17 protein-coding genes are annotated in these 22254 nt (G+C 36.3%); 10 read left to right on the top strand and 7 right to left on the bottom strand.

The genetic code is table 11. The features are described 5' to 3' along the window. Nucleotides 1-522 (bottom strand): NYN domain-containing protein, encoded by a 522-nt coding sequence (locus ABMA72_RS05185; RefSeq protein ID WP_392856741.1) that lies wholly within the window; start codon nt 520-522, stop codon nt 1-3. Further along, nucleotides 506-4462, bottom strand: coding sequence for a hypothetical protein (locus ABMA72_RS05180; protein ID WP_393056367.1), 3957 nt, complete (start codon nt 4460-4462; stop codon nt 506-508). The genes ABMA72_RS05185 and ABMA72_RS05180 overlap by 17 nt, the downstream gene beginning before the upstream one ends. A 203-nt stretch (nt 4463-4665) precedes the next feature. Here ABMA72_RS05180 and ABMA72_RS05175 point away from each other — a divergent pair, with 203 nt between their 5' ends. After that, complete coding sequence (locus tag ABMA72_RS05175) at nt 4666-6018, top strand: hypothetical protein (protein ID WP_392856736.1); 1353 nt, start codon at nt 4666-4668, stop codon at nt 6016-6018. Here ABMA72_RS05175 and ABMA72_RS05170 read toward each other — a convergent pair. Continuing rightward, nucleotides 6015-7778: an ABC transporter ATP-binding protein gene (locus tag ABMA72_RS05170; protein ID WP_393056365.1), complete on the bottom strand. Its 1764-nt coding sequence runs from the start codon at nt 7776-7778 to the stop codon at nt 6015-6017. The two genes, ABMA72_RS05175 and ABMA72_RS05170, sit on opposite strands and share 4 nt — an antisense overlap. A gap of 142 nt (nt 7779-7920) precedes the next feature. Next, the gene (locus ABMA72_RS05165; protein WP_392856732.1) at nt 7921-8298 is read right to left on the bottom strand and encodes a hypothetical protein; all 378 of its coding nucleotides are present in this window, start codon (nt 8296-8298) and stop codon (nt 7921-7923) included. Nucleotides 8299-8401: 103 nt separating this feature from the next. Here ABMA72_RS05165 and ABMA72_RS05160 point away from each other — a divergent pair, with 103 nt between their 5' ends. After that, nucleotides 8402-9016 (top strand): hypothetical protein, encoded by a 615-nt coding sequence (locus tag ABMA72_RS05160; RefSeq protein WP_393056363.1) that lies wholly within the window; start codon nt 8402-8404, stop codon nt 9014-9016. 44 nt (nt 9017-9060) lie between these two features. Then, nucleotides 9061-9666 (top strand): hypothetical protein, encoded by a 606-nt coding sequence (locus ABMA72_RS05155; protein ID WP_393056361.1) that lies wholly within the window; start codon nt 9061-9063, stop codon nt 9664-9666. 8 nt (nt 9667-9674) lie between these two features. Here the strand turns inward: ABMA72_RS05155 and ABMA72_RS05150 are convergent, their stop codons facing one another. Further along, complete coding sequence (locus ABMA72_RS05150; protein ID WP_393056360.1) at nt 9675-10502, bottom strand: Fpg/Nei family DNA glycosylase; 828 nt, start codon at nt 10500-10502, stop codon at nt 9675-9677. Nucleotides 10503-10745: 243 nt separating this feature from the next. Here ABMA72_RS05150 and ABMA72_RS05145 point away from each other — a divergent pair, with 243 nt between their 5' ends. The 4 genes from ABMA72_RS05145 (at nt 10746) to ABMA72_RS05130 (ending at nt 18484) form a co-directional block, all read left to right on the top strand. Next, a complete protein-coding gene (locus tag ABMA72_RS05145; RefSeq protein WP_393056358.1) occupies nt 10746-11042 on the top strand; it encodes a YHYH domain-containing protein in 297 nt (98 codons plus the stop codon). 82 nt (nt 11043-11124) lie between these two features. Further along, complete coding sequence (locus tag ABMA72_RS05140) at nt 11125-12111, top strand: putative phage abortive infection protein (RefSeq protein ID WP_393056356.1); 987 nt, start codon at nt 11125-11127, stop codon at nt 12109-12111. Then, complete coding sequence (locus ABMA72_RS05135; RefSeq protein WP_393056354.1) at nt 12111-13667, top strand: DUF262 domain-containing protein; 1557 nt, start codon at nt 12111-12113, stop codon at nt 13665-13667. Before ABMA72_RS05140 ends, ABMA72_RS05135 begins: the two co-directional genes overlap by 1 nt. A gap of 176 nt (nt 13668-13843) precedes the next feature. Then, on the top strand, nt 13844-18484 hold the full coding sequence (locus ABMA72_RS05130; protein WP_393056352.1) for a hypothetical protein: 4641 nt from the start codon (nt 13844-13846) through the stop codon (nt 18482-18484). 114 nt (nt 18485-18598) lie between these two features. On the opposite strand, the gene ABMA72_RS05125 is transcribed toward ABMA72_RS05130, so the two are convergent. Continuing rightward, entirely contained in the window at nt 18599-19570 is a 972-nt protein-coding gene (locus tag ABMA72_RS05125; RefSeq protein WP_393056350.1) for a PIN domain-containing protein, read from the bottom strand. A gap of 191 nt (nt 19571-19761) precedes the next feature. Next, nucleotides 19762-20529 carry a metallophosphoesterase gene (locus ABMA72_RS05120; protein ID WP_393056349.1) on the bottom strand — a complete coding sequence of 256 codons (768 nt, stop codon included), beginning with the start codon at nt 20527-20529 and terminating at the stop codon, nt 19762-19764. 61 nt (nt 20530-20590) lie between these two features. Here ABMA72_RS05120 and ABMA72_RS05115 point away from each other — a divergent pair, with 61 nt between their 5' ends. From ABMA72_RS05115 to ABMA72_RS05105, 3 genes are all read left to right on the top strand, one after another. Further along, a complete protein-coding gene (locus tag ABMA72_RS05115) occupies nt 20591-21214 on the top strand; it encodes a hypothetical protein (RefSeq protein WP_393056347.1) in 624 nt (207 codons plus the stop codon). A gap of 15 nt (nt 21215-21229) precedes the next feature. Further along, nucleotides 21230-21652, top strand: coding sequence for an HIT family protein (locus ABMA72_RS05110; RefSeq protein ID WP_393056345.1), 423 nt, complete (start codon nt 21230-21232; stop codon nt 21650-21652). Between the two features lie 69 nt (nt 21653-21721). Continuing rightward, nucleotides 21722-22180, top strand: a complete 459-nt coding sequence (locus ABMA72_RS05105) for a GNAT family N-acetyltransferase (protein WP_393056343.1) — start codon at nt 21722-21724, stop codon at nt 22178-22180. Nucleotides 22181-22254 lie beyond the last annotated feature (74 nt).

Raw genomic sequence — 22254 nt, 5'->3', positions numbered from 1 at the left:
TTAGTTGCGCTTGTTCTTGCTATACCTCTTAGGCCTAGTCTGTCTCGATTGACCTTGTAGTTCAAACCAATCACTTTCATCAATTTCATGATAGTAATCCGCTTCTTCCACAAGTAGGCTAGAAGTCGTTTCCGGGATCGAGGCGATTTCTACACGAACACCTTCTGCTCTTAAGTGGCGAACAAGCTCGATATAATCAGAGTCCCCAGAAAGGATGATAATTGTATCAACCTTCGAGGCAAGTTGTGTCGCCTTAATTGTCAGAGGGATATCGGCACTCTTGTGGCACGGGATAACCGAACCGTAGTAGTGATTGTGTAATCGCTCAGTAAGTTTAGAAGAGATATTCTTTCCCTCTCTAAAATAGATCAGGCGGTTTAGCCCTCGATTATCTAGGAGTTTTGGGATGAGCGTATCAAAATTAACCATCGTATTTGAGTTATTTGTTACGCTGTGAATACTTCTTTCGATATTGTTGCCATCGATTAGGATGGCAACAGTTTGATTAATGAAAATTTCCATAAAATGCTTCACTTCCGTTTGATTGAACGTAGTCAGCGTGACATTGCTTGATTTGTGCTTCGATCATTTCAATGCTCATTCCCTTGAAAATCTCGTTTAGCTCATCTTCATCAACATCAGATCTACCTAGAGCACAAGCTGCCAATTCTTCCTTAAACATAATTGAAGGATCCTCTGGCTTACGCTTGTCTACTAAGAATCTTAGTAGCTCACTGATATCAAGACGCTTGGCCTCAAAATCATTGAAGTATTTCTTAAACCACACGTGAGTCCAAGCGATATTAACCACACCTGGGTCCTTGTGGTACTTTAATAGGTAGAAGAATGCTGTACGTCCAAAGGTCTTTAATTTACCTTTTAGTTTAGCAATACTAATGATTGCGTTCTTATATGCATCCTTGTAACCGCGATCTAATTCACCACGGTCCAATTTATTATCTGCGTTTCTATCAAAACGAATATAAGTCGATTCGATATTTAACATTGCTCCAATAACAAGTGTGAAGTCTTTCTTTCTCCACCAAATCTTATCAACATCTTCAACACTTCTTGAGAAGATCTCGACACCTTTGATGAATTCAACAACGTGACCTCTGCTGTTATTATTTACGTATTCTTTTAGACGAGGGAAGTACTTAGAAAGATTTAGCTCTTCCTCACCAAATAACTTATCAAAGAATTTTGTACGAATACACTTTGAGTCCATAACTGAGAAGCCTGCTTCATCAATTCTAGTATCGCACTCTTTTTCCTCATAGAGGTTCTCTTCGATCAGAGTTGTAATCTTTGCAGCAGTAAAGATTAGTTCAATGAACTCACTCACTTCATCTAGGTTGATGAAAAGGTCTCCACCAGAAGTCGCTTGGAAAAGATCTGATAGAAGAAGAATATTTTCACCAAAAGTCTTAAAGTCCTCTGTCCACAGTCCCATCTCTTCAAGAGCGGCCTTCAGTCCAACTAGAGCATTATTAAGTTGGTTATCTGATAAACCTTTCGATTGTCTTGGAGGAGTTGTATCGCCTTCAGTCTTATAACCCTCAAGCATATGTGGAAGCACATTTCTAAAGAGCATGATAGAGTTGAAACCAGTCTTGTTTCTTACGATATCCGCTTGGTAAGTTGGGAAACCGTCTTTATTTCTAAAGTAACGGTAGTCGCGAGCAACTTTCGTAAACTCTTCAATAAGAACCACATATGATTTCTTCGTGATTAGTTTGTACTCAGGAATTTCTCTTTCCGTTGGGTACTCACGACGATCAATATATAGCGGCTTAGGCGTATTCATTCTCTCGTTGAAGAATTGGAAAGTCGAGTCTGAGAAGAGAAGAGTCTCAAATGCACTATCTGCAATATCAAGGATGCGATTAACTGCATCACTTGTAATCATAAGATCAAAGTTTTCACTTCCCGGAGGATCTAGCTCTGAACAAATCCACTTAGAACTACCTTGCTTATCAGCATCGTAAGCTGGGTTTGGTTTACATGGAATTGGATACATTAGCTCCGAGCGTGGAATTGGATCAAAAATACGCTGAGTGAAGTCAATTAATGTACGCTTAAAGTTTGAAAGCTTAAGTAGTTCACTCTCATCCTTAGGATTATCTGACCTGCGATTAAGCTCTTTAATTAGTTCATCACCAAATGAAAGAATCTCTTTTGCTGTAAAGTAGTTCTTCTTTTCTGTAATAGGGTGGAAGATTGAGCGAGTCTTACGTAGAAGCTCAAGAACCTTCGCCGTATTCTGTACTGACTGAGTCTCATCTGAGAAGTCTGTGAAGAATGCATCGTAGAGAACTTCTGCAAGCGTTTGTGACTTTTCAGTTAAGTAGTAAAGATCATCACGATTAAGAATAAGGTTATTTCCACCAAGAACAAGTCCCTTAAGGGCCATGGCCTCTGAGTAAAGCTTCCAATTAAATGGTTCCTTAAACATACCGCCTGACTCTTTTAGACGAGCGATAAGTGATTTAATAAGTCCATCTTGGTTAACGAAGTCCTTATCAATAAGGTAATTTGCTAACTCAGTCTTAATCGATAGGAATTGGTTAACATATTCCTTTTTTGAGATAACTTTTCTCGCTGTCTTTGAGCCGTCATCTTTAAAAAGCTTCACATTCTCAATATGCATATCAAGGAATGCTAGGTAGCGATAAACGATGGCAACAACATTTACAGTCGACTTAAATTGCTTAAATGAAAGATAATCAACTTCTGGCGGAAGTCTTAGAATATTATCTTTATAGTTAAGAACAAGATTCTTAATAGCAATCCCTTTATCAAGGTCTTCTGGCTTATTAAAGAATTGTTCAATCAGCTTATTAATATCTGTAACAGTAATAACTTGGTCATTTTCAAGCTCACTTAGAATAAGGTCTTGAACAGATCTAACTTGAGCTAGGAAGAAATTATTCTTCTCTAGTGGAGTCTTTTCTAGGTATTCCTTAGCAAGGTACTTCAGGTCAAAGAATAGGGCCGCAAGAGGATCTGTCTTTGATAGAAGTGTCATTAGCTCTGGGAAAAGAAGTGTTTCACGGCTACCACCAGTCGTTACAACTTTTAGGGCCATAAAAGACTTAACAACGTCTTCGATAAGATCAATGTCATAAAGCTTAATTGTGTCATTAGCGAATTTCAGAATATTCATCTCGTGGTTACGAGGAATTGAGATATCTTCGTCTAATAGCTTCTTCGCATTCTCACTTAGGCGTCCAACTTCTGCACGGAATTGCTTCTTAATTTCGACCTTTCTATTAAAGTCCTTATCTTCGATCTCTTTAACAAGATCATTTAGGATATTTACTGACTCAAAAGATCTTAGAGCAACGTTAACAACACCAAGTGAAAGCTCAACATCTGCATAAGAGAAGACTTCTGGATTTCCACGAATCAGGTCTCTCTTTGCATAACGAATAAGTGACTTAAGCTTAACGTTAGTATCTTTATTAGTTCCAAGAATTGTTGAGATAAAGTCATCATCTTCGTTAAAGAATTCATCGATGATATTGTTGATATCGGCAATCGTAATGATATTTTCTTCTTTCTGGTGCTCGTAAACAAAGAGCTTTAGCTCTTCTAGGTTATTTGCAAGCTTATTGAAGTATTCAGAACCATCTTCAAAGTATTCCTTTTTAAGGAAGAAGATATCAATTGTGTTTTGTAGGAAAACTGGGAAGAAAGTAAAAAGTTGGGCAAACTCATCAGAGTCAACGTAGATACGTGAACCACCAAGAAATAGCTTCTTAGCAAATAGTAGTGAGTTTAGAAGTTCCTTACCAAGTTTGAAGTCTTTAAGGTCTCTTGTAATGTCGAGGATTAGACTTTGAATATCGATGGCCTGTGCTGGGCCTGGAATTTGTTGAAGGATTTCATTAAGGTTTGAAGAAAAGGCATCGGCCTGTGCTCTTAAAATAGCAGAGGTCTTATAGTAATCTTCTTTTGATTTTACATCCTGTAGCTCTTTTACAGTCGCTACCATCTTAACAGCTGAGCGGTTAAACTCTTTTAGGATTTGAAAGAAAGAATCAATCTTTGTACGAGACATCTGTCCTGGGATATCTCTTTGAAGGAGAGTGTTCAGCTTGAAAAGAAGATCAAGGCCTTCAATGATATCGTCGGCCGAACCAGCTGGGCTATCCATATACTTGCGAGCAAATTTCACGATATCTTCACGGAAGAAGAAACGATTATCTCTGGACTCAACATATTTGAATTTATTCAGAGTATCTTGGACGCAATTAAGGTCCTTTTCGATATTAACTTCAAATAATTTTTTGATACGATCCGTGTCAATTTTGCAACTAGCTGAAATTCCGTCGTACTCAGCGATGTCTGCACCTTCGACAGGGTCATCATTGACGAAACCACAAGACGAAACTAGTAGTGCTACCAGGAGGTAGGCAATGAAATCTCGTAATTTCAGTAACTTAGTGTGTTTAATCATAATTCCCTCACCCAAATTCTAGAAAATTTCTAGTTAAATGAAAAGGAATAACCGAATATTTTGAAATGTTTTTACGAGTTGCGTTAAAAGTGTACACAATTCCTAACGGTATACTGTCAAAAGTGTTAACACCCACGGTAATAGCTACCAAATCCGAGTTAAAAGCTTCTATTTACGAATCTTTTCTGATTTAATTAACTTTAATGAATAAATTCATCAAGAAAATTACATTATTATGCGTGTCGCTATCTGGCCTTGCTGTCTACGCACAGCTTGACGGAAGTGTATCTTACGAAAAATTCCAACGATTAAATGACCCAGCTAAGAAGTCAGAGTATGACGACTGGGCCCAAATTGAAGGGAATTACGAAACGAGAGCGTGGAATGGTAAGGTTTACGGTGAATTCGCTGCTAGGGCCTATGTAACAAAAGAGCCGGCCTTTAACTTCTCAATGCCAGAAGCTTATATCGAGTTCAAAGATGAAGATAATCGCATCTCTGTTGGACGCCAACTTCTTAGGTGGAATGAGAACGAGGACTACTGGCTTCTTAGTACGCTTAATCCTAATCAAGGCTTCTACCTACTTTCTGAAAAGAAGGAAGGTCTAGTCGGTATCCAATACGATCACAAATTTAATAAGAATCTCAACTTCTCGGTATTCTTCTCATATTTCTTTGTTCCAGGGATGAACCCAGGGCTAGAGATTGAAAATGGAAGTGTTTCGAGTAAGAGTGAGTGGGTAAGGCTTCCTCCAAAGTACACGGTACTTGAAGGTAATGTTCTTCCTCTTTATTACACAATTGATATGCCTAATATCTATAATGATGTTGTAAAGAATAAGTCTCTTGGATTTAGACTTTCAGGAACGAATGAAGAGAAGAGCTCTGAGCTTTCGGCCTTCTTTATCTATAAGCCACAAAATAGTCTGCAGATGAATGCTGATGCTCGCTTTGATCAAGATCGCGACGTTATTGCAGTTGATGCTTCTCCAGTGGTTAACCACCATCTTTATTATGGGATTCAATATAAGCAGCAGTTAGGTGACGTACAAATGGTTGCCGGTGTTGATATGAGTGATCCAACGGCGACTTTTGGAAATGACTTTAAGGTTGTTGACTTTAGCCGTGAAGAAAATAAGAAATTCGAATCAGAGTATTTTAATATCGAACCTAACTACGAAAGAGAAAGTTACGCTTCACTCTCATTTAACGTCAATCAAGGTTACTATATGTTTTCTTTAAACTATATCAACCTTCTTACTAATAATGAGCGTGGATCAGATGATTTCTTCTCTGATACGGCCAAGTGGAGTAATGCTCTTGGTGTGCGTGGGCGTTACTATTTTAATGACTTCATCAATGTGATGGGGGATTTAAAGTATGACTTTGATCGCGATGATATTATCTTAAAGGCCGAAGCGACTTATGCTTTCTGGCGTGGTGCTGCTAGTTTAAATTTAGGTGCCGAGCTGATTAAATCGCCAAATAAGAATTCTTATTGGTCAGCTTATCGAGCTAACGACACCATTTATTCTTCATTAAAGTTTGCTTTCTAGGCAGTTCCTGTCTGAACACTCCAAAGGGCTTTATATAAGCCTTCTTGAGCGATTAGTTCCTCGTGCGTTCCACGTTGCTCAATCTTTCCATCATTTAAAACACAGATTTGATCGGCATGAATAATCGTTGAAAGCCTGTGGGCAACCATGACTGTTGTTCGCCCTTTCGTGATTGTCTTAAGAGAGCGCTGAATGGCCGCTTCTGTTTCATTATCGATGGCACTTGTGGCCTCATCAAAAATGAAAAGCTTCGGGTCTTTTAAGATGGCACGAGCAATGGCAATACGTTGCCTTTGACCACCTGAAAGTTTTTGTCCTCGCTCTCCAACAATAGTCTGATAACCATTAGGCAGAAGCTCGATGAAGTCATGTGCCTCCGCAAGCTTGGCCGCTCTCATGGCATCAACTTCAGATGCACCTTGCGAGCCATAAATGATATTTTCTAAGACCGTCCCATGAAAGAGGTAAGTCTCTTGAGAGACAAATCCAATATGTGAGCGAAGTGAGTTCTGTTTTAGATCTCTAATATTGTGGCCATCAAAGTTAACGCTCCCGATTTGTGGATCATAGAAGCGCTGAAGAAGTTTTAGCATTGTGGACTTTCCAGAACCTGTAGGGCCTACAAGGGCAATGGTTTGTCCTTCTTCAATTTTTAGATTGATATCTTTAAGGCCTGTATTGTCTTCTTCATCGTACTTAAAATTGATGCCACTAAATTCGACAGCGCCTTTAAACTCTTCAAGTTCTTTTCCGCCATCAGTTACTTTTACTTCTGTTTCAATTAACTCCATCACTCGGCTCGTTGAGGCCATCGATCTTTGGTAGAGATCAAAAGTTTCACCAAGTCTTGTTAGTGGCCAAAGTAGTCTTTGTACTAAGAAGATTAGAACAGAGTATGAACCAACTTCTAGCTTTCCATCAAGAACGTCGATACCTCCGATGATGAGAGTAAAGAGGAATCCACACAGAACGGCCATTCTAATGATTGGGCCAAAAGAAGAAGAGACGCGAATGGCATCTTTATTGGCCTTAGCATATTGGTTTGATTGCTTCTCTAGGCGATCGTACTCAAACTTTTGAGCAACGTATGACTTAATCGTCATCATCCCTGCAATATTATTCACAAGCATACTTGCAAGTAGTCCTGCTTCACTTCTTACGTTTTGATAACGAGGTTGTACCTTCTTTTGAAAGTAGAAACTTCCCCAAAGAATAAATGGCACTGGTGTTAGTGATAGTAGGGCAATTTGCGGCGAAAGGTAAAAGAAGATTCCGCCGATTGAAACAACTGTCGTCAGGGTTTGGATAATATCATTGGCCCCAACATCTAAGAAGCGCTCTAGCTGGTTGATGTCGTCGTTAAGAATGGTCGCTAAATTCCCAGAGTTATTATCTTGGTAAAAAGAAATATGCAGGTTTTGAAGATGGTCATAGGCCTCCATGCGAAGATCGTGTTGAACTTCTTGGGCCAGTCCACGCCACCATAGTTTAAGTAGGTATTCAAAGAGGGACTCAAGCGCCCAAATAATAAAAGTTAGAAAACCTAGGATATAGATTTGCTGGACTTTATCTGAGACTCCCATACCCGCAAGAAATGAGTCTTCTTGTTTAACAACGGTATCAACGGCAAGACCGATTAATAGGGGAGGAGCAATGTCGAATACTTTATTTAAGACTGAAAAAAATGAGGCGGTATAGATTTGGCCGCGCTTATTTTTAAAATGATTAATTAGTTTTTGTAATGGGGATTGGCTTTCCATTTAGACCTCGAATGCGTGTGCTTTTATGTGAGAGCATTATGGCCTAAATTTCTTGATTTGAAAAAGTACCTCAGGTGCACTCAGATTATATTGAATCGAAGTGCTTGTTGAGTACACCTGAGGGTAATCGAGTCACCCTATATTAGATGACTAAACTGCTGGCAAATTCAAAATTTCCCTTCAGTTCCTTGTCACTAGATGCTGAAGCGTCCCTCGCTTCAACACTCGCGCTGGCCTGTTCTTGTTGGGCCGCTTCCGCGAAATAATTATCAATCGTTTGCTCGTAATCTTTTAGAAGTACTTCTTTAAGCTCTTCTTTCGATACTTTTAAAACACTACAAACTGTATTCAGAGAACGTAGTGGCACAGAGCATAGTCCGCGTTCAATATTACTTATAAATTGTCCGTTCTTATAACCTAGGCGGTACGACAATCCTTGTTGTGACACCTTAGGTGATAAAGAACGTCTTTTGACTCTAATTAATTCAGCGATGTTCTCAAACACTCTTCTTTCTTTCATCCATAACCTCCAGTTTTATTATTTACCAACTATTGTTATTGGTACAACATGATGATAATATGTTTAGGCAATATTATTTACTTACAAATACGTAAGGTTTGCTATGTCAATAAAATTAAAAGCTTACACGTCTAATCATAAGAAAATCTTTAGGGAGTCGGAAATAGAGGCCCTCTATGGTGCCAAGTTTGAGTATTTAGATGAATTACCATTTGATCTTCGCCCTGGAGAAATTCTGCTTTTAGACCTCGATGAGATCACTGATGAGTTCATTGATATGGCCCAATATACAAGAGTTAAGTTCGTGACGCTGGTTGATACACTCAAGCAACACAACTTAAATCGTTTGCTTCCAATTGGTGGAAATTTATTTGCTGTTAAGGGCACACCATTTGAAGATTTCATGGAAATTCTCACAAGCCGTATCCATCAAATGGAAATGTTCAAGATGCTCCATCTTGTTAGTCATACCGACACTGAATTATTTCGCTTTATCTTAAGGGCCGGTAATGGACAGAAGTCCAAACTAAGTGAACTCATTTTTGGCTCCACAAGTGAGAGCACAATGGATGTTAACTTAAGCCGCTTAAGAAAGAAGTTACGTGATCCAGAAATCGGAGATGACTTCTTTCGCATTATCACAAAGAGTGGAAGGCTTTATCTTGTCAGTCGTTTAACGAATTACGAAATTCCAAAATATTTATTAGAAAAAAATTAAGATTTCAATGAAGTGCTTTCAAGTAAAATTACTTGGAGGTAGAAATGAAAATTTTGGCCTACACCACAGATAAGAGAAAACTCTTTTATGCAGATGCTATTGAAGAAGCATTCGGACTTCCTATTGAGTATCTCGATGAAATACCTTCTCAAACTGGAGTAGGCGAACTTCTTATTGTTGAACTCGATACTATCCCAGACGAACTCATCGAAGAAATAAAATACACAACTCTTAAGTATGTCTATGTTGTCGATGACTTCACTCAGCGCAATCTTAACCGCTTCCTTCCATTGGGGGGCAATCTCTGTGTACTAAAAAGTATGGGGCAAGATGAATATATTGAGGCCCTCTTTGGCCGCTTTCACTTAATGGAGATCTATAAGCTCTTTCACGTCGTAAGCCGCACAGATATGGAACTCTTTCGTCTCATCAATCGCGCGGGCAACGGAGAAAAGGGAAAGCTTTCAGACATTCTCTTTGGTTCAACAAGTGAGAACACCATGGATGTGAGCCTTAGTCGTCTTCGAAAAAAACTTCGTGACCCTGAAATTGGAAATGACTTCTTTCGTGTGATTACTAAGAAGGGAAGACTCTATCTTGTGAATCAATTGAATCACTATAAGATTGCAGACTATCTTGTGGTTGAATAGAGGAGAAGTTATTTCTGGCAGTGAGGGCAGTAGTAAGTCCCACGCTGAGCAAGTGTGATCTTCTTAACTTCTGTTTCTTTGCAGAGGCCACAAATCTTTTGATAGAAGACAACGAGGTTCTTTACGCCTTCTCCTTTTTCTCCAAAGGCATCTTGATAGCCCCCAGAAAAAGTCGTGCCACCAGTGCTAATGGAATCATCAAGAACAATCTTTACGGCCAGATAAACTTTTTCAAGCTCAAGCTTTGTAAGTGTCTTCATACGACGAGTCGGGCGAACACCCGCACGCGCGCATATTTCACTGGCCATATAGTTTCCAACACCAGAAAAAAAGTTCTGCTCTAAAAGAAACGGCTTTAAAACTTTATTAGGACGCTCTTTTTTAAGCATCAAAAGATACTCAAGTGTAAACTCTGCCTTAGAAACATCAGGGCCTAGTCGAGTTAACCAAGTCGCTTCATTTGGTGGAGAGTAGAGATGAAAAACACCAAAGCGTCTCGGGTCGATATAGCCCAAGTGCAGAGGGCCTTTGGCATTTGTTCCAATCAGTTTTATGTGAGTGTGCTTTTCTGTAATTTCTTGCGTGGCAATTCGCCACGATCCCGACATTCCTAAACCTGAAATTGCACGCCACTCATTTCCATGGGGGTCAGTGAAGAAGAAGCGCAGAACTTTTCCTTGGCGCTCCACTCGCTCAAGAGTCATGCCTTTTGGATTGAAGTCCTTGTCTTTCACAATCGAATCACTCACGTCAGAGTATGCGACGTCTTCGATCTCCATTGGGAGAACGTTTGAGATTTGTGATTTGATGGTTTCGACTTCGGGTAATTCTGGCACTTTGAAAATCCTTTTTTGTGTGAGGAGTAGCTTAACATTTTCGAAAATTTATTTGAACTTTTTTTGACTTTAAAATCTTGAGATGCAGTTTAGGTTGGAGTTGTAAGGTGTTCATTTTGTTATTGGGGTGGTTTGAGATGGTATGTATGTGGTTGGAATTGTTGGGGTTTTGGTGGTGTGCGAGGGTTAAGTTTTGGGTGGGGAATGGCGATGGGGTTCATTATATTTTATTTGGAGAGAAGTTTGTTTCGAAATTTTATCGTATTCATTATTCTTATTTTTTCAATAAACGTCTTGGCCCATTCTGGAAGAACAAATTCTTCAGGGTGCCACAATAATAGAAAGACTGGTGATTACCATTGCCACAATTCTGGAACGTCTCGTTCAGGTCAGTATCAGAAGGATCATCAAAATTATAATTTTAATAATGTGAATAGTGCTTGTTGCAAAGTATGTCGTAAAGGCAAAGCGTGTGGGAACAGTTGTATTTCTCGCTCGTATCAGTGTTATCAGCCGAAGGGGTGTGCTTGTGATGGTTAATAAAAACGGTGTGGTTCTTTGTGCATGGTCAACGAAAAAGCGTCTGGAACAAAAACTCTAACTCAAGAAATTAAGGTGTAAAATGTCTGATTCAGGTAAATTCTCTGTTAAGCCCAGCTTGGGATTATGGTTAAAAATCTCTGTGTTAATTGTATTGCTTTTAGTGGCATATCCATTTGTAATACAAAGTCTATTTCCTAATGACTGGGTTAAAAGTGGTCAATTTGGAGATACTTTTGGCTTTGTTAACGCGCTATTTACTGGCTTAGCATTTTCAGGTGTAATAATTACTATACTGATGCAGCGTTATCAACTTGAAGATCAAATAGAGAGCATAAAGCAATCGAAGTTAGAAGATAAAAAAGAGAGATTTGAAAATTCACTGTTTTTACTAATAAACCTTCACTTAGATATAATTGATAAGCTTGAGCTCTTAAATAATTATAAAAGAGATGTTTTCAAAGCATATTTGTTAACAATTCAAACTTCGTCTAGTGAGCTTGAAGGCTTTGTTGTCCTGAAAAAGCTTACATCCTCTGAGTTTGGACGCTTCCAAGCTATTCAAAATGAAGCAGATATTGATGACCTTGTGAAAGATAATGAATTTATCACGAGTGATGACAAAAATATTTTAAAAGAAATTGTTAAGAATAGTGATATCTTAAACAAGTTTAATGATACAAGTCAAGATACTCATGAAACGCTATTGAGAGATGCTATAAAGAAATCAACAAAAAGGCATCTGAATGTTTTAGGACATTATTTTAGAAACTTGTATAATATTTTTAGGGTTATTGATACCGCTACTTTCTTAGAGGATGATGAAAAGAAAGAATTTGCGAGACTTGTTAGGACACAATTATCAACAGTCGAATTGTTATCAATATTTTATAACTCAACATTAGAAATCAACGAAGAAGTTAATGGAATGAAACCAATGGGGTTTCCAAAGATGACTAAGTTAATTCAAAAATATGATATATTGAAACACTTAAATGAAGACCACTTATTTCATAAGATTCACATGGATATTTTTAAAAGATCATGTACTAAAGCGATGGATAAATAATGGAGAAAATTAAGCGCAGAGACCCCGAACCTATTATTTCACGACTGGAAGTCTTAGTGGAGTCAATTAAGGATGGTAAAATTAAACTTCCAAACTTTCAAAGACCTTACGTTTGGCAGAAACCAGATATTATTAATTTGTTAGATAGTATTTACAGAGGATATCCAATTGGAAGTATTTTACTTTGGGCAACTACAGAGAAGCTCGAAAGTGAGAGAAGTATTCTCGAGGCACTGGATATAGTTGATGACAATAACTCCTTTCAAACAGAATATTTACTTGATGGGCAGCAAAGGTTAACTACCATTTGTGGCGTATTGTATTGGAAAGAGCAAAGTAAGAGCAGTAAGTGGAATGTTTGCTTTAACTTAGACACAGAAGAGTTTGAATATACCGATAAACGGGATTTACCTAATTATTTTCCACTTAATAAGTTAATCGAGACCAGGAGTTTCTTAAAAGAGTGCCTAAAGTTTGAAAGGCATGAGATGGCAGATGTCTATTATAATCGAGCAGAGGCACTGTTGAAGTCAATAAAAGACTATAAAATTGCAGTTGTAAAAATTGGTGATATGAAACTAGAAGAAGTAGCTCCCGTATTTGAAAGAATTAATAGTAAAGGTCGAGTTTTAACAATGCTTGATCTCATGAGGGCAGCAACGTGGAAAGATGGTTTTGATTTGTCCGCTGAAATAAAAGAGATAACAAGAAGGATTAAGGAAGAAGGTTTTGGTGATTTACACTCAGATATTGTTTTGAAATCAATCTCAGTTAGCTCTGGGGGCGGATATAACAAAGCTGATATAGATGCTTTAAGAAACCTGAGTGGTGTTGAGCTGCATAAGGCAGCAAGTCGTGCGGGCGAGAGTCTATTAGAAGCATTGTTTTTTCTAAGAAAGATTGCAAATATCTCAGATGAAAGTTTAATACCATATTATCAACAAATAGTTCTTGTCGCAGAGATTTATCGTGTAAAAGGAAGATTTAATTCTGCTGATGAAGAAGAAGTTCGTTCTTGGTTTTGGATAACATCTATCAGTAAATATTTCTCTGGAGCTAATACTGGCACTAACAAAAAGAATTTAATTTCTGTGAGAGAATATGCAAATGGCATGAGAAAGACAATCTTTGATTTTAATGAATTAGATTTATCAGAGTTTTTAAGTGAAAAATTTAATTTGCGTAATGCTTTAAGTACAGCAATGGCATCTCTTTTGAGTAGCAAAGTTTATAATGTAGATATTTTAGGCCATTCTATAAATAAGGGTGATATCTCTAAGAGTAAAGACTATTTTAAGTCAGTTGTAAGTTCTTCAAAGTATGCAGATTTAACAGGTTCGCATTTCTTTTGTTTAGGAAAGAAAGATATACAATTAGAAACTTTTGAGAATCTTGATGATACTGCACTTGCAAATAACTTTTTGAACAAGAAATGTGTGCAATATTTGTTAAAAAATTCAATACAGGATTTTTATATTGAGAGATCAAAACTATTGAAAGAGTACATTGAGACATTGGTAAGTGTAAGAGTTAAGCTAGACTTTGATAATGAATAAATCTAGTAGAAGCTAATAGAACTTCTTTGTGAATCTAGACTGGAACCAGTACCAATAGGTTAAAAGCTCTCGAAGGTGTATATTAAAACTTAAGAGATTTTCTTTGTGAAAAGTAAAGGCAACCGACAAGTTATCATAAACACACAAGATATATAAAGAAGTATTGGAGTTTTAAAATGGCTTATACTCCTGGTGGGAGAGCTGATAAGTTCGGTAATAACTATGAAAGCCTCTGGGTCGTTAATAGACTTTTAGATGTGCTGTCTGAAACCAAGGTGAGATCGATAATAGTTGAAGCTATAGGTGAACTAGAGGAAGGAGTTGACCTTTGGGTTGAAGAAAGAGACGGCAGCCTAATCGCTGAGCAGTGTAAGGCTCGTAATGGTTCTAATGAAAGTTGGTCTGTTTCAAGCTTGAAGAATGTAATATCGAAAATACCCAAACATGCAAAAGTTACAAATAGTAAGAGGTTTCGACTTATTAGTCCATTGTCTTTTACGCTTCTTCAGGACTTATGTGATGATGCAAGAATGTCTGAAGATCCTCGTGCATACTACAATTCAATCGTGCTCAAATCAAAAAATAAAAAAGATGTATTTGAAAAATTTTGTGGAGTACTTAAGTTAAATGCACTAGATGAAAAAGATCAAGATGAAGCATACTTTTTATTGAGACGTTTTAGTATAGAGCAGTATCAAGGATCAGAAGCTACTAAAGATGATTTACTTGTTAAGATTCAATTTATGTTTACAAGTACCCCAGGTGTAACTTTATCTGTACTTAGAGACTATGTAATAAGTGAAAAAATGCTTGGGAAGAGAATCTTTGCTGATGATCTGTTGGACTATCTCGCAAAACACGAAATTTATCCTAAGAACAATCTTGAAGATAGAAGATTGAGTGTACTTTTTGGTAGTTTAAAGAGTGATTTTAAAGCATCTATAGAGGATAATTTAATTAATGATAGCTTAATAGACCGCAAGGAAACGCAGTCGTGTATTCAAGAGTTTGATGGTTCAGATATCTTAATTATCCATGGAGAATCTGGCGGAGGTAAATCTGCAGTTCTATATCAATTTGTTCAATACTTAGACAAAGAGAATATAAAGAATCTTCCGATAAGGCTAGATCGTTGTATCCCTAAGGGATCGACTCGGGCTTTTGGTCTTAAACTTGGATTACCTGATTCTCCTGTATGTTGCCTGTCTAGCTATGTTAATGACAAACCTGCGGTATTAATATTGGACCAATTAGATGCACTTAGATGGACGAGTGAAAGTAATGTCGAAAGTATTAATGTTTGTAAGAGTCTTATACAGGAAGTAAATAATTACAATAAAAATGAAAATGGAAATATTAAAGTAGTTCTAGTTTGTAGAACTTTTGATCTCGAAAACGACCCTGAACTGAAGAACTGGTTAGAAGGTGGAAAAAGAAGTCTTAAAGTAGCAAAAATCGAGATTTCAGATTTGGATAAAGATGATGTCTCAAATATTGTGGGAGAGTCATTTTCTTATTTGTCTGATGCACAAATAAGAATACTACGTAATCCACGTAATCTGTATATGTGGCTCGAATTATCTAGTGAAAAAAGTCTAACATTCAACAATACTGCAGACTTGATGAGATTGTTTTGGCGTAATAAGCGTGCGATTATTGAAAGCTCAGGTGTTGATTTATTAAAGGTAGATGAAATCTTAAATAAAGTTATAGAGTATGCTGATAAGAAAGGTGCAATATCGGTACCCGAAAGGATATTAAGCAAAGTTTCTACTAAAGCATTAGAATCTCTATTTTCTAATTCAGTATTGTATCGTCAGGCTAGTAGAGTAATGTTTTGTCATCAGAGCTATTTAGACTATCTTGTCGCAGAGGAGGTCTTGAATGAAGTTAGTAATGGAGAAAGTATTGCTGTTTGGCTTGGCAAGAAAAAAAATCAAACTCTTTTTAAGAGGCAACAGCTATCTATATTGCTTTTTTTGTTAATAGACGAGGATTTGGAAGAATTTGTAAGTGTTGTAAGTGAAATATTGTTTTCTGATGATATTCGTTTTCATATTAAACATTTGGTGTTTGAGGTTTTTGGCCAGGTACAGGACCTTCAGCATAGTAGTTCTAAAGGTTTATTAGTACGTTTGTTAAATGATCAGAATTGGATACACTATGTTTTAAAAACAGTGGTGATTGGTAATGTAAAGAAAACGGTTTTCTTAATTCAAGAGAGGGTAATCGATAATTGGTTTAGTTCTGGCTCTAGGAAGTCTGTTGAAAATGCTCTGTGGGTTTTGAGAGCAGTCGTGGATAGGGTACCTGATCATGTTGAACCTTGTTTGAAGATGGCCTTTCAGAAAGAGTTAATAACAGCTTTAGATGCATATAATTGTTTAAGTTTTAATATTGAAAAAGATTCACCTGCACTGTTTAAATTTAGAATTCAACTAATTAAAGCTGGTGTTAAAGTAAATTATATCGGTTGGAAGAAAGTTGCAGAAGAAAATCCTCGAAATGCTTTAATTTTAATTAAAGAGATGTTCATTAATCATGGAAATGAATTAAAAGATAATGATCATACCATTGATAGACGTTTGCATGAATATGATTTTTCACAATTACTTGTTGCCGCAAAGAGGGAGCCTGTTCTTGCTTTAGAGCTTTTTTATAGTGAAGCCTTAGTGTTTTTTAGACAGGGTTGTGATGATGCTGGTGATATCGGATACAACTCTTTTGATATTGAAAAATCTACTTTTTCAAACTTTTCATACATTGATAAGTATTCAAATTTGATGATGTTGATTGTCTTGGAGGCGTTGAAGAAGTTAGCAGAGGATAACCCTAAATTGCTATTCGAAGTCATTGCTAAAGATATAAGTAATGTAAAAGATTTTTATTCTGTTGCTTGCCTTGTTTTTCTATGTTTGCCTGAAAGTTATTCAGACTTTGTTATTGAGTGGATTCTGGAGAATAAGAGTGTGTTCACAATTGGTAAACATTACTATCGACCAAGGTGGATGCTTGCTGCAGATCTAATAAAACGTTTTTCTCCTTATTGTAGTTTAGTAAATTTTAAGGATTTAGAATCTTTCTTGTATTCTTTTTTACCTAATGGAGATGAGTATAAAAACGTGGTGAAAAATAGATTAAAATTTACGAGAAAAGGATATTTTTTTCCTATCTTGGGTGAGGCTCAGTATTTTCTTATACCTTCTTTAGATGAGAAAAGAATAAGTGCTAAAACTAGAAACTTGAATAATGTGTTAAAACGTAAGTTTGATTATATGTTAGAGAGAGACTTTTATAATGGTTCTGCTGGTATAGGGGGGCTTATTTCTTCAAAACTAGAACCTAATATAGATAGAATAAAAGATAAATCATGGCATCAAATTATTGTGAACAGTGATACGCCAAAGAAACACTCACATTCTTCATGGTCGCAAGTATCAAATGGCAATATCTATGTTTCATCACATAGTACTTTTTCTAGTTCATTAGAAAGGGCTGCTAAAAAAGAACCTAGACGGTTTTGTGAAGTGTTTGACAAGTTACCTCTCGATATTGACCACATGTATATTTCATCTATGCTTTCTGCTCTGTCTTTAATGAGTGCGGATGTTAATAAAAGTGTTGAATTAGAAAGTTGGGAGAAGGCAAGTGTTAATGATGTTGAGAGGTTTTGGAAGAAGTATAGATGTTTTTCAGAAAATAAAGAAGTTGCAAGGCAGTATTGCTGGCTAATGAAAAGACGTTCAGAAGAATCCTGGCCAAAATGGATGATTGAAGATTTGTTAAATTTGGCAAAGAGTCATAGAGATCCAGAGTTAAATGCTCTAAGTGTCCTTGTTGATGGCGAAACATATGATAATTCGTCACCTGATAACTTGTATTCAACTACAATTAACTCTGTTAGAGGCGCTGCTCTTGAGGCTGTTGGTGCATTGTTGTGGGGAGATAAATCTTTATTCAACATGGTAGAAAATGAAATAGATACATTGTTAAATGAAAAACACCCAGCTGTACTTCTTGGATTACATTCTATAATTTTACCAGTCTTAAATATTGATAGAGATAAATCATTGGATTGGTTCCTTCAAATTACAAAAGAGGACCTTCGTATTGGATGCTCCCGTCAAGCTGTAAACTTCTTTAATTATATGATTAGCTCTCGAAATCAGAAACTATGTAATTTAATTGTAAAAATGCTCGACTCTAATCATATTAAGGTAGTTGAGCTAGCGGCAGAAATGATTGCATATTATACTTTTTGTCACGGTGATATGTTCAATGGAAAAATTTTATCTCTAAAAGATGGGGAGCCTAGTTTACGAAAAGGGGTTGCCAGGGCCCTAAAGAATTTCTCTAGTAATGAAAGCTTTGCGATCGAAGCAAGAGACTTATTATGTAGTTATTTTGATGATTCCGATAAAGAAGTAAGGAGAATCGTAAGTGGTATATTTTTTGATGATAATTTTTTAAATAATAAAGATAATATTACTGTTGCAATGAAGTATGTTGAGTCAAAAGCTTTTAAGGATGGAAACATGGCATTGTTTAGATGTATTAGTAATTATAAAGGTAATATTGTTGATTTTGGTGAGCTTATTTTAACAGCAAGTGAAAGTCTGTTAAAGGGGTTTGATATTGAATCTATGCAATATGAATATAGATTTGAACAGAAAATATTTGTTGCTCTTATTGTACGCCTATATGATCAGGCCGAAAAAAATTCGCTTCTTAGGGAGAAATGTTTAGATATCTGGGATATCTTTTTTGAGAAAAACATAGGGGTTACAAGGGATATTACAAAAACAATTGCATTATGATAATTTTAATTTAGGGGACGCGGACACTTTCCGTATAATAGGATCCAGGCGCTTTTTCTTCACGCAAGGTCAATGAAATGGCACCAGTAACCAAAAATCATGTCGTTGCCTGTGTTAACTATGGAACAAATTTTTCCAGATAGTAGTTAGCTTTGGCACATTTTCTTCAAGGATGGCTTTGTCTATATTATCCATGCCTCTGATCGCAAAATAGATACCGGAAATAATTTTTACCAAGATTAAGATATTGTTCTTTGCTTGATTTCCGTCAGTTTGATGTAAAAAACCAGTTGTGATAATTATTCCCAATAGGAGTTCAAAAACACCATAGTATAAACGGTATTTACTTCTAACGTAAAATAATAAGAATGGGAATAGTAATGCAAATATAAGGTTTACTAGCCAACCGATAATTCCCATCTTTAATGACTTTAAGTAAATGGTAGATAATTGATTTATTATCTCTGTTAACACAGGAAAGATAAAATCATTTAGAAATGGTAATGAAGTTAAAATTATACCAAACAAACCCAAGATAAGAGGAATGATCTTTATTGCAATTGATTTATTAACGTCGCGATTTGCTACTTCTGCAAGCTCCAATAGTTCTGCATTTTTAGAGACATCGCTAGGGTTTTTAACTGAATCTGAATCTGAATCTGAGTTTTCTTTTTTTAATTTATTGAAGTTAATTGAATCAATATTTAGTACTTTAGATATGTTTAATAGAATTTTATCGTCAGTAACAAGAGTCATCTTATTCGATTTGTTCTCTTTTTTTTTGGCTAAGGATAGTAACTTTTTATCTAAGTGAGAAATCGTGTTTACTTTATTATTATCGATTAAATCAAGTTCGAGTAAAAGCTCATCGTCTATTTCTTTGTTTTTCAATAATACAAAAACTTCATCATCAATTAATTTCTCTACAAGTTCAAGTATGCTTTTATACTCTTTCTTACGCCTAGATATGAAGTTCAATTCAGTAATAATAAAGTCAGGTATATATACTTTGTAGTCACTTGATAAACTTATAATTGAATTAAGATGATTGATAATTACATTAGTGTCTAAAATGATTTTATTCATGTCTTTTCTTTTTTCTATATGAGTTATTAATTCAGAGGGGGGCTAGCTGTTTACAAAATTAAACGACCGGACATTAAGTAAATTATAACAGTTTTGCTTACTCTCTCAAAATCATATTAATAGTGGATTCAAATCTTTTTATAAAATATTAATGAAATCATATGAATTGTCGGTTGAGTCTCTGAATTTAATCAATAATGAATCTCAATTAACGCCAACTCTGGACGACAATTAAACCTTATCGGTAAAATTGAATTGCCAATACCCCGACTGACAAAGAGTTCTTTGTTTTCCTTTTTATACCATCCCGAAACGTAGTTATCTGTTCCATATGGAGTCCATAAAGGGCCGTAGAATGGAGCTCTTACTTGTCCTCCATGTGAATGTCCTGCGAGAGAGAGGGGGATTGAGTTGGGAATTGTGTCGAAGAAATCAGGAGTATGAAAGAGAGCTATATTTAGTAGAGAACTATCTACACTCTTTAATAATTTAGTTGCAGGTTTTCCAATTAGGTCATCAAATCCAATCAAGTTTAAATCTTTGTCTATTTGTTTCATTGAACTCGTGAGGTCGATAATACCTGCTTTTTGGAATAATTTTTCTTTGTTTGGGAGTTCTTCCCATATATCCCAATTGCCTTGGACAAAATAGACTCCTTGAGGGGCTTTCATTTTTCTTAGGACTTCAAGGTAACCTTCATATGTTCCATCAGGCGTCGCTAAGTCTCCTGTGATAACTATTATGTCAGGTTTTTCTTTTTGTAGAGCTGAAATTACTTTCTTTTCGATTGTTCCTAGGCCCTTAGTATGGAGGTCTGAAACGTGTGCTATCTTAAGAGTTCTTTTGCCATCATTATATTTACGATTGTAATGGCCAATCTCTAGGTCATTTGGGCAATAGTAAAAACTATATAACCCTAAAGCGAATAGAATTAGAAGAAAGGCGATTTTTTGATTCATGACTTATTTTAACATCATTTAATATTGTTGAAATGTTTTTTATTTGTATGATAATATTCTTATGAACGAGATAGAAAGAGCAAAACAAATTAAAGTCCTTTTGAGTCTAGCAAGCGTTGATGACGACATTCATCCGTACGAAATTCGCTTTCTAACAAAGTTTATCAAGTCTCATTTTAGTGAAGAAGTAGCACGTGAATTAATAGGTGAGATAACAAATCCTAAGCGAAGCTATCTTTCAGTTTTTAAAACAATTGATAATTTTTATCATCGAGGCGCTACATTAGAGTTAGCGCGATCGCTTATACACATGGATAAGAAGTTCACACCTGAGGAAAAGGTAGCTTTTGATCTTCTAAGTCAGGCGCATCGTGAAATGTCGGGTGACTTAATTGAAACGCAGAAAAATGCAATAATCGAATACTTAAAAGCTGAGAATGAAAAGGAGTATAATAGAGAAACAGCAAGTGTAATAAAGCTTCTCAATCAACGTTTTCACTATCAGCATACTTTCTCTTTCGGTTTTTTGTTTTTCAGATTAGCATATTTAATTTCGAGGTTTTTTAGAAGGCGTAGTCGTTTAGCATTTTTTATTGGCTTAATACTAGCCGTCTGGATGCTTGTTTTGATGGTGGAAAGAATTATTCTATCTGAATATATAAAAAAAGCCTTTGCTGTTAATTAATCTATTGGAGTCGTAATGAATAATTGTATATTTTGTAAAATCCTAAATGGTGAGGCTGATGCTAGCTTTGTTTACAAGAGTGAGAAGGTCACGGCATTCATGGACCTTAATCCGATTAATAAAGGGCATGTACTGGTTATCCCTAACGAGCACCACGAGAGATTTTCTACAGTGAATAGCGATATGGTCGGTGAAATGTTTAAAGTAGCTCAAAATATTCTAAAGGCCATAGAGAAGTCTGACATACCTTGCGAGGGAGCGAACCTTTTTCTTTCTGATGGAGAAATTGCTGGCCAAGAAGTTCCACATTCTCATCTTCACATAGCACCAAGGTTCACAGGAGACGGTCATCGAATGGGCTTTTCAGGCACTGATCCTGATGAGTCATCAAGAGACAAGTTAAATGAAACAGCTAAGTTAATAGCTGATAAACTTTAAAACAGGTTTCTAGTAACCAGGGGCTAGACTGTTTTGTGACAATTATAGGATTTGAGTTATAATCTATTTATGGAAATCAAATTCTTAGAAAGCGGAAACCCTGAAATCTGCAACACAATCCTGCGCTCACTTCCAAAGTGGTTTGGAATTGAAGAGGCGATTGTTGAATATGTAAATAAGTCTAAAGAAATGGCCATGCTTGTTGCTTATGAAAGTGATGAGGCAATAGGCTTCTTAAGTATCAAAGAACATAGTGAATTTAGTTGTGAAATTTATGTCATGGGAATTCTTTCAAGCTATCATCGCAAGGGCATAGGGCAAATGCTTGTCGCCGAAGCTGAAAAAGTTATGGCGCAAAAGAAATTTGAATTTCTACAAGTGAAGACTGTCGATAGTTCAAGTGAAGATGAGTATTATAAGAAGACGAGGCTCTTCTATGAGGTCCTAGGTTTTAAGAAACTCGAAGTTTTTCCAACTCTATGGGATGAGCATAATCCGTGCCTATTACTTGTTAAGAGTTTGATTTAGAAGAGAGGGATTATATGGCTTCATTTATATATCACGGGGTACCAGTTGATTTTGAAGGTCAGTGGCTGCATCCA

This window comes from Halobacteriovorax sp. CON-3 (assembly GCF_043196995.1).
GTDB lineage: Bacteria > Bdellovibrionota > Bacteriovoracia > Bacteriovoracales > Bacteriovoracaceae > Halobacteriovorax_A.
This window is presented reverse-complemented; position numbering and strand designations above follow the sequence as displayed.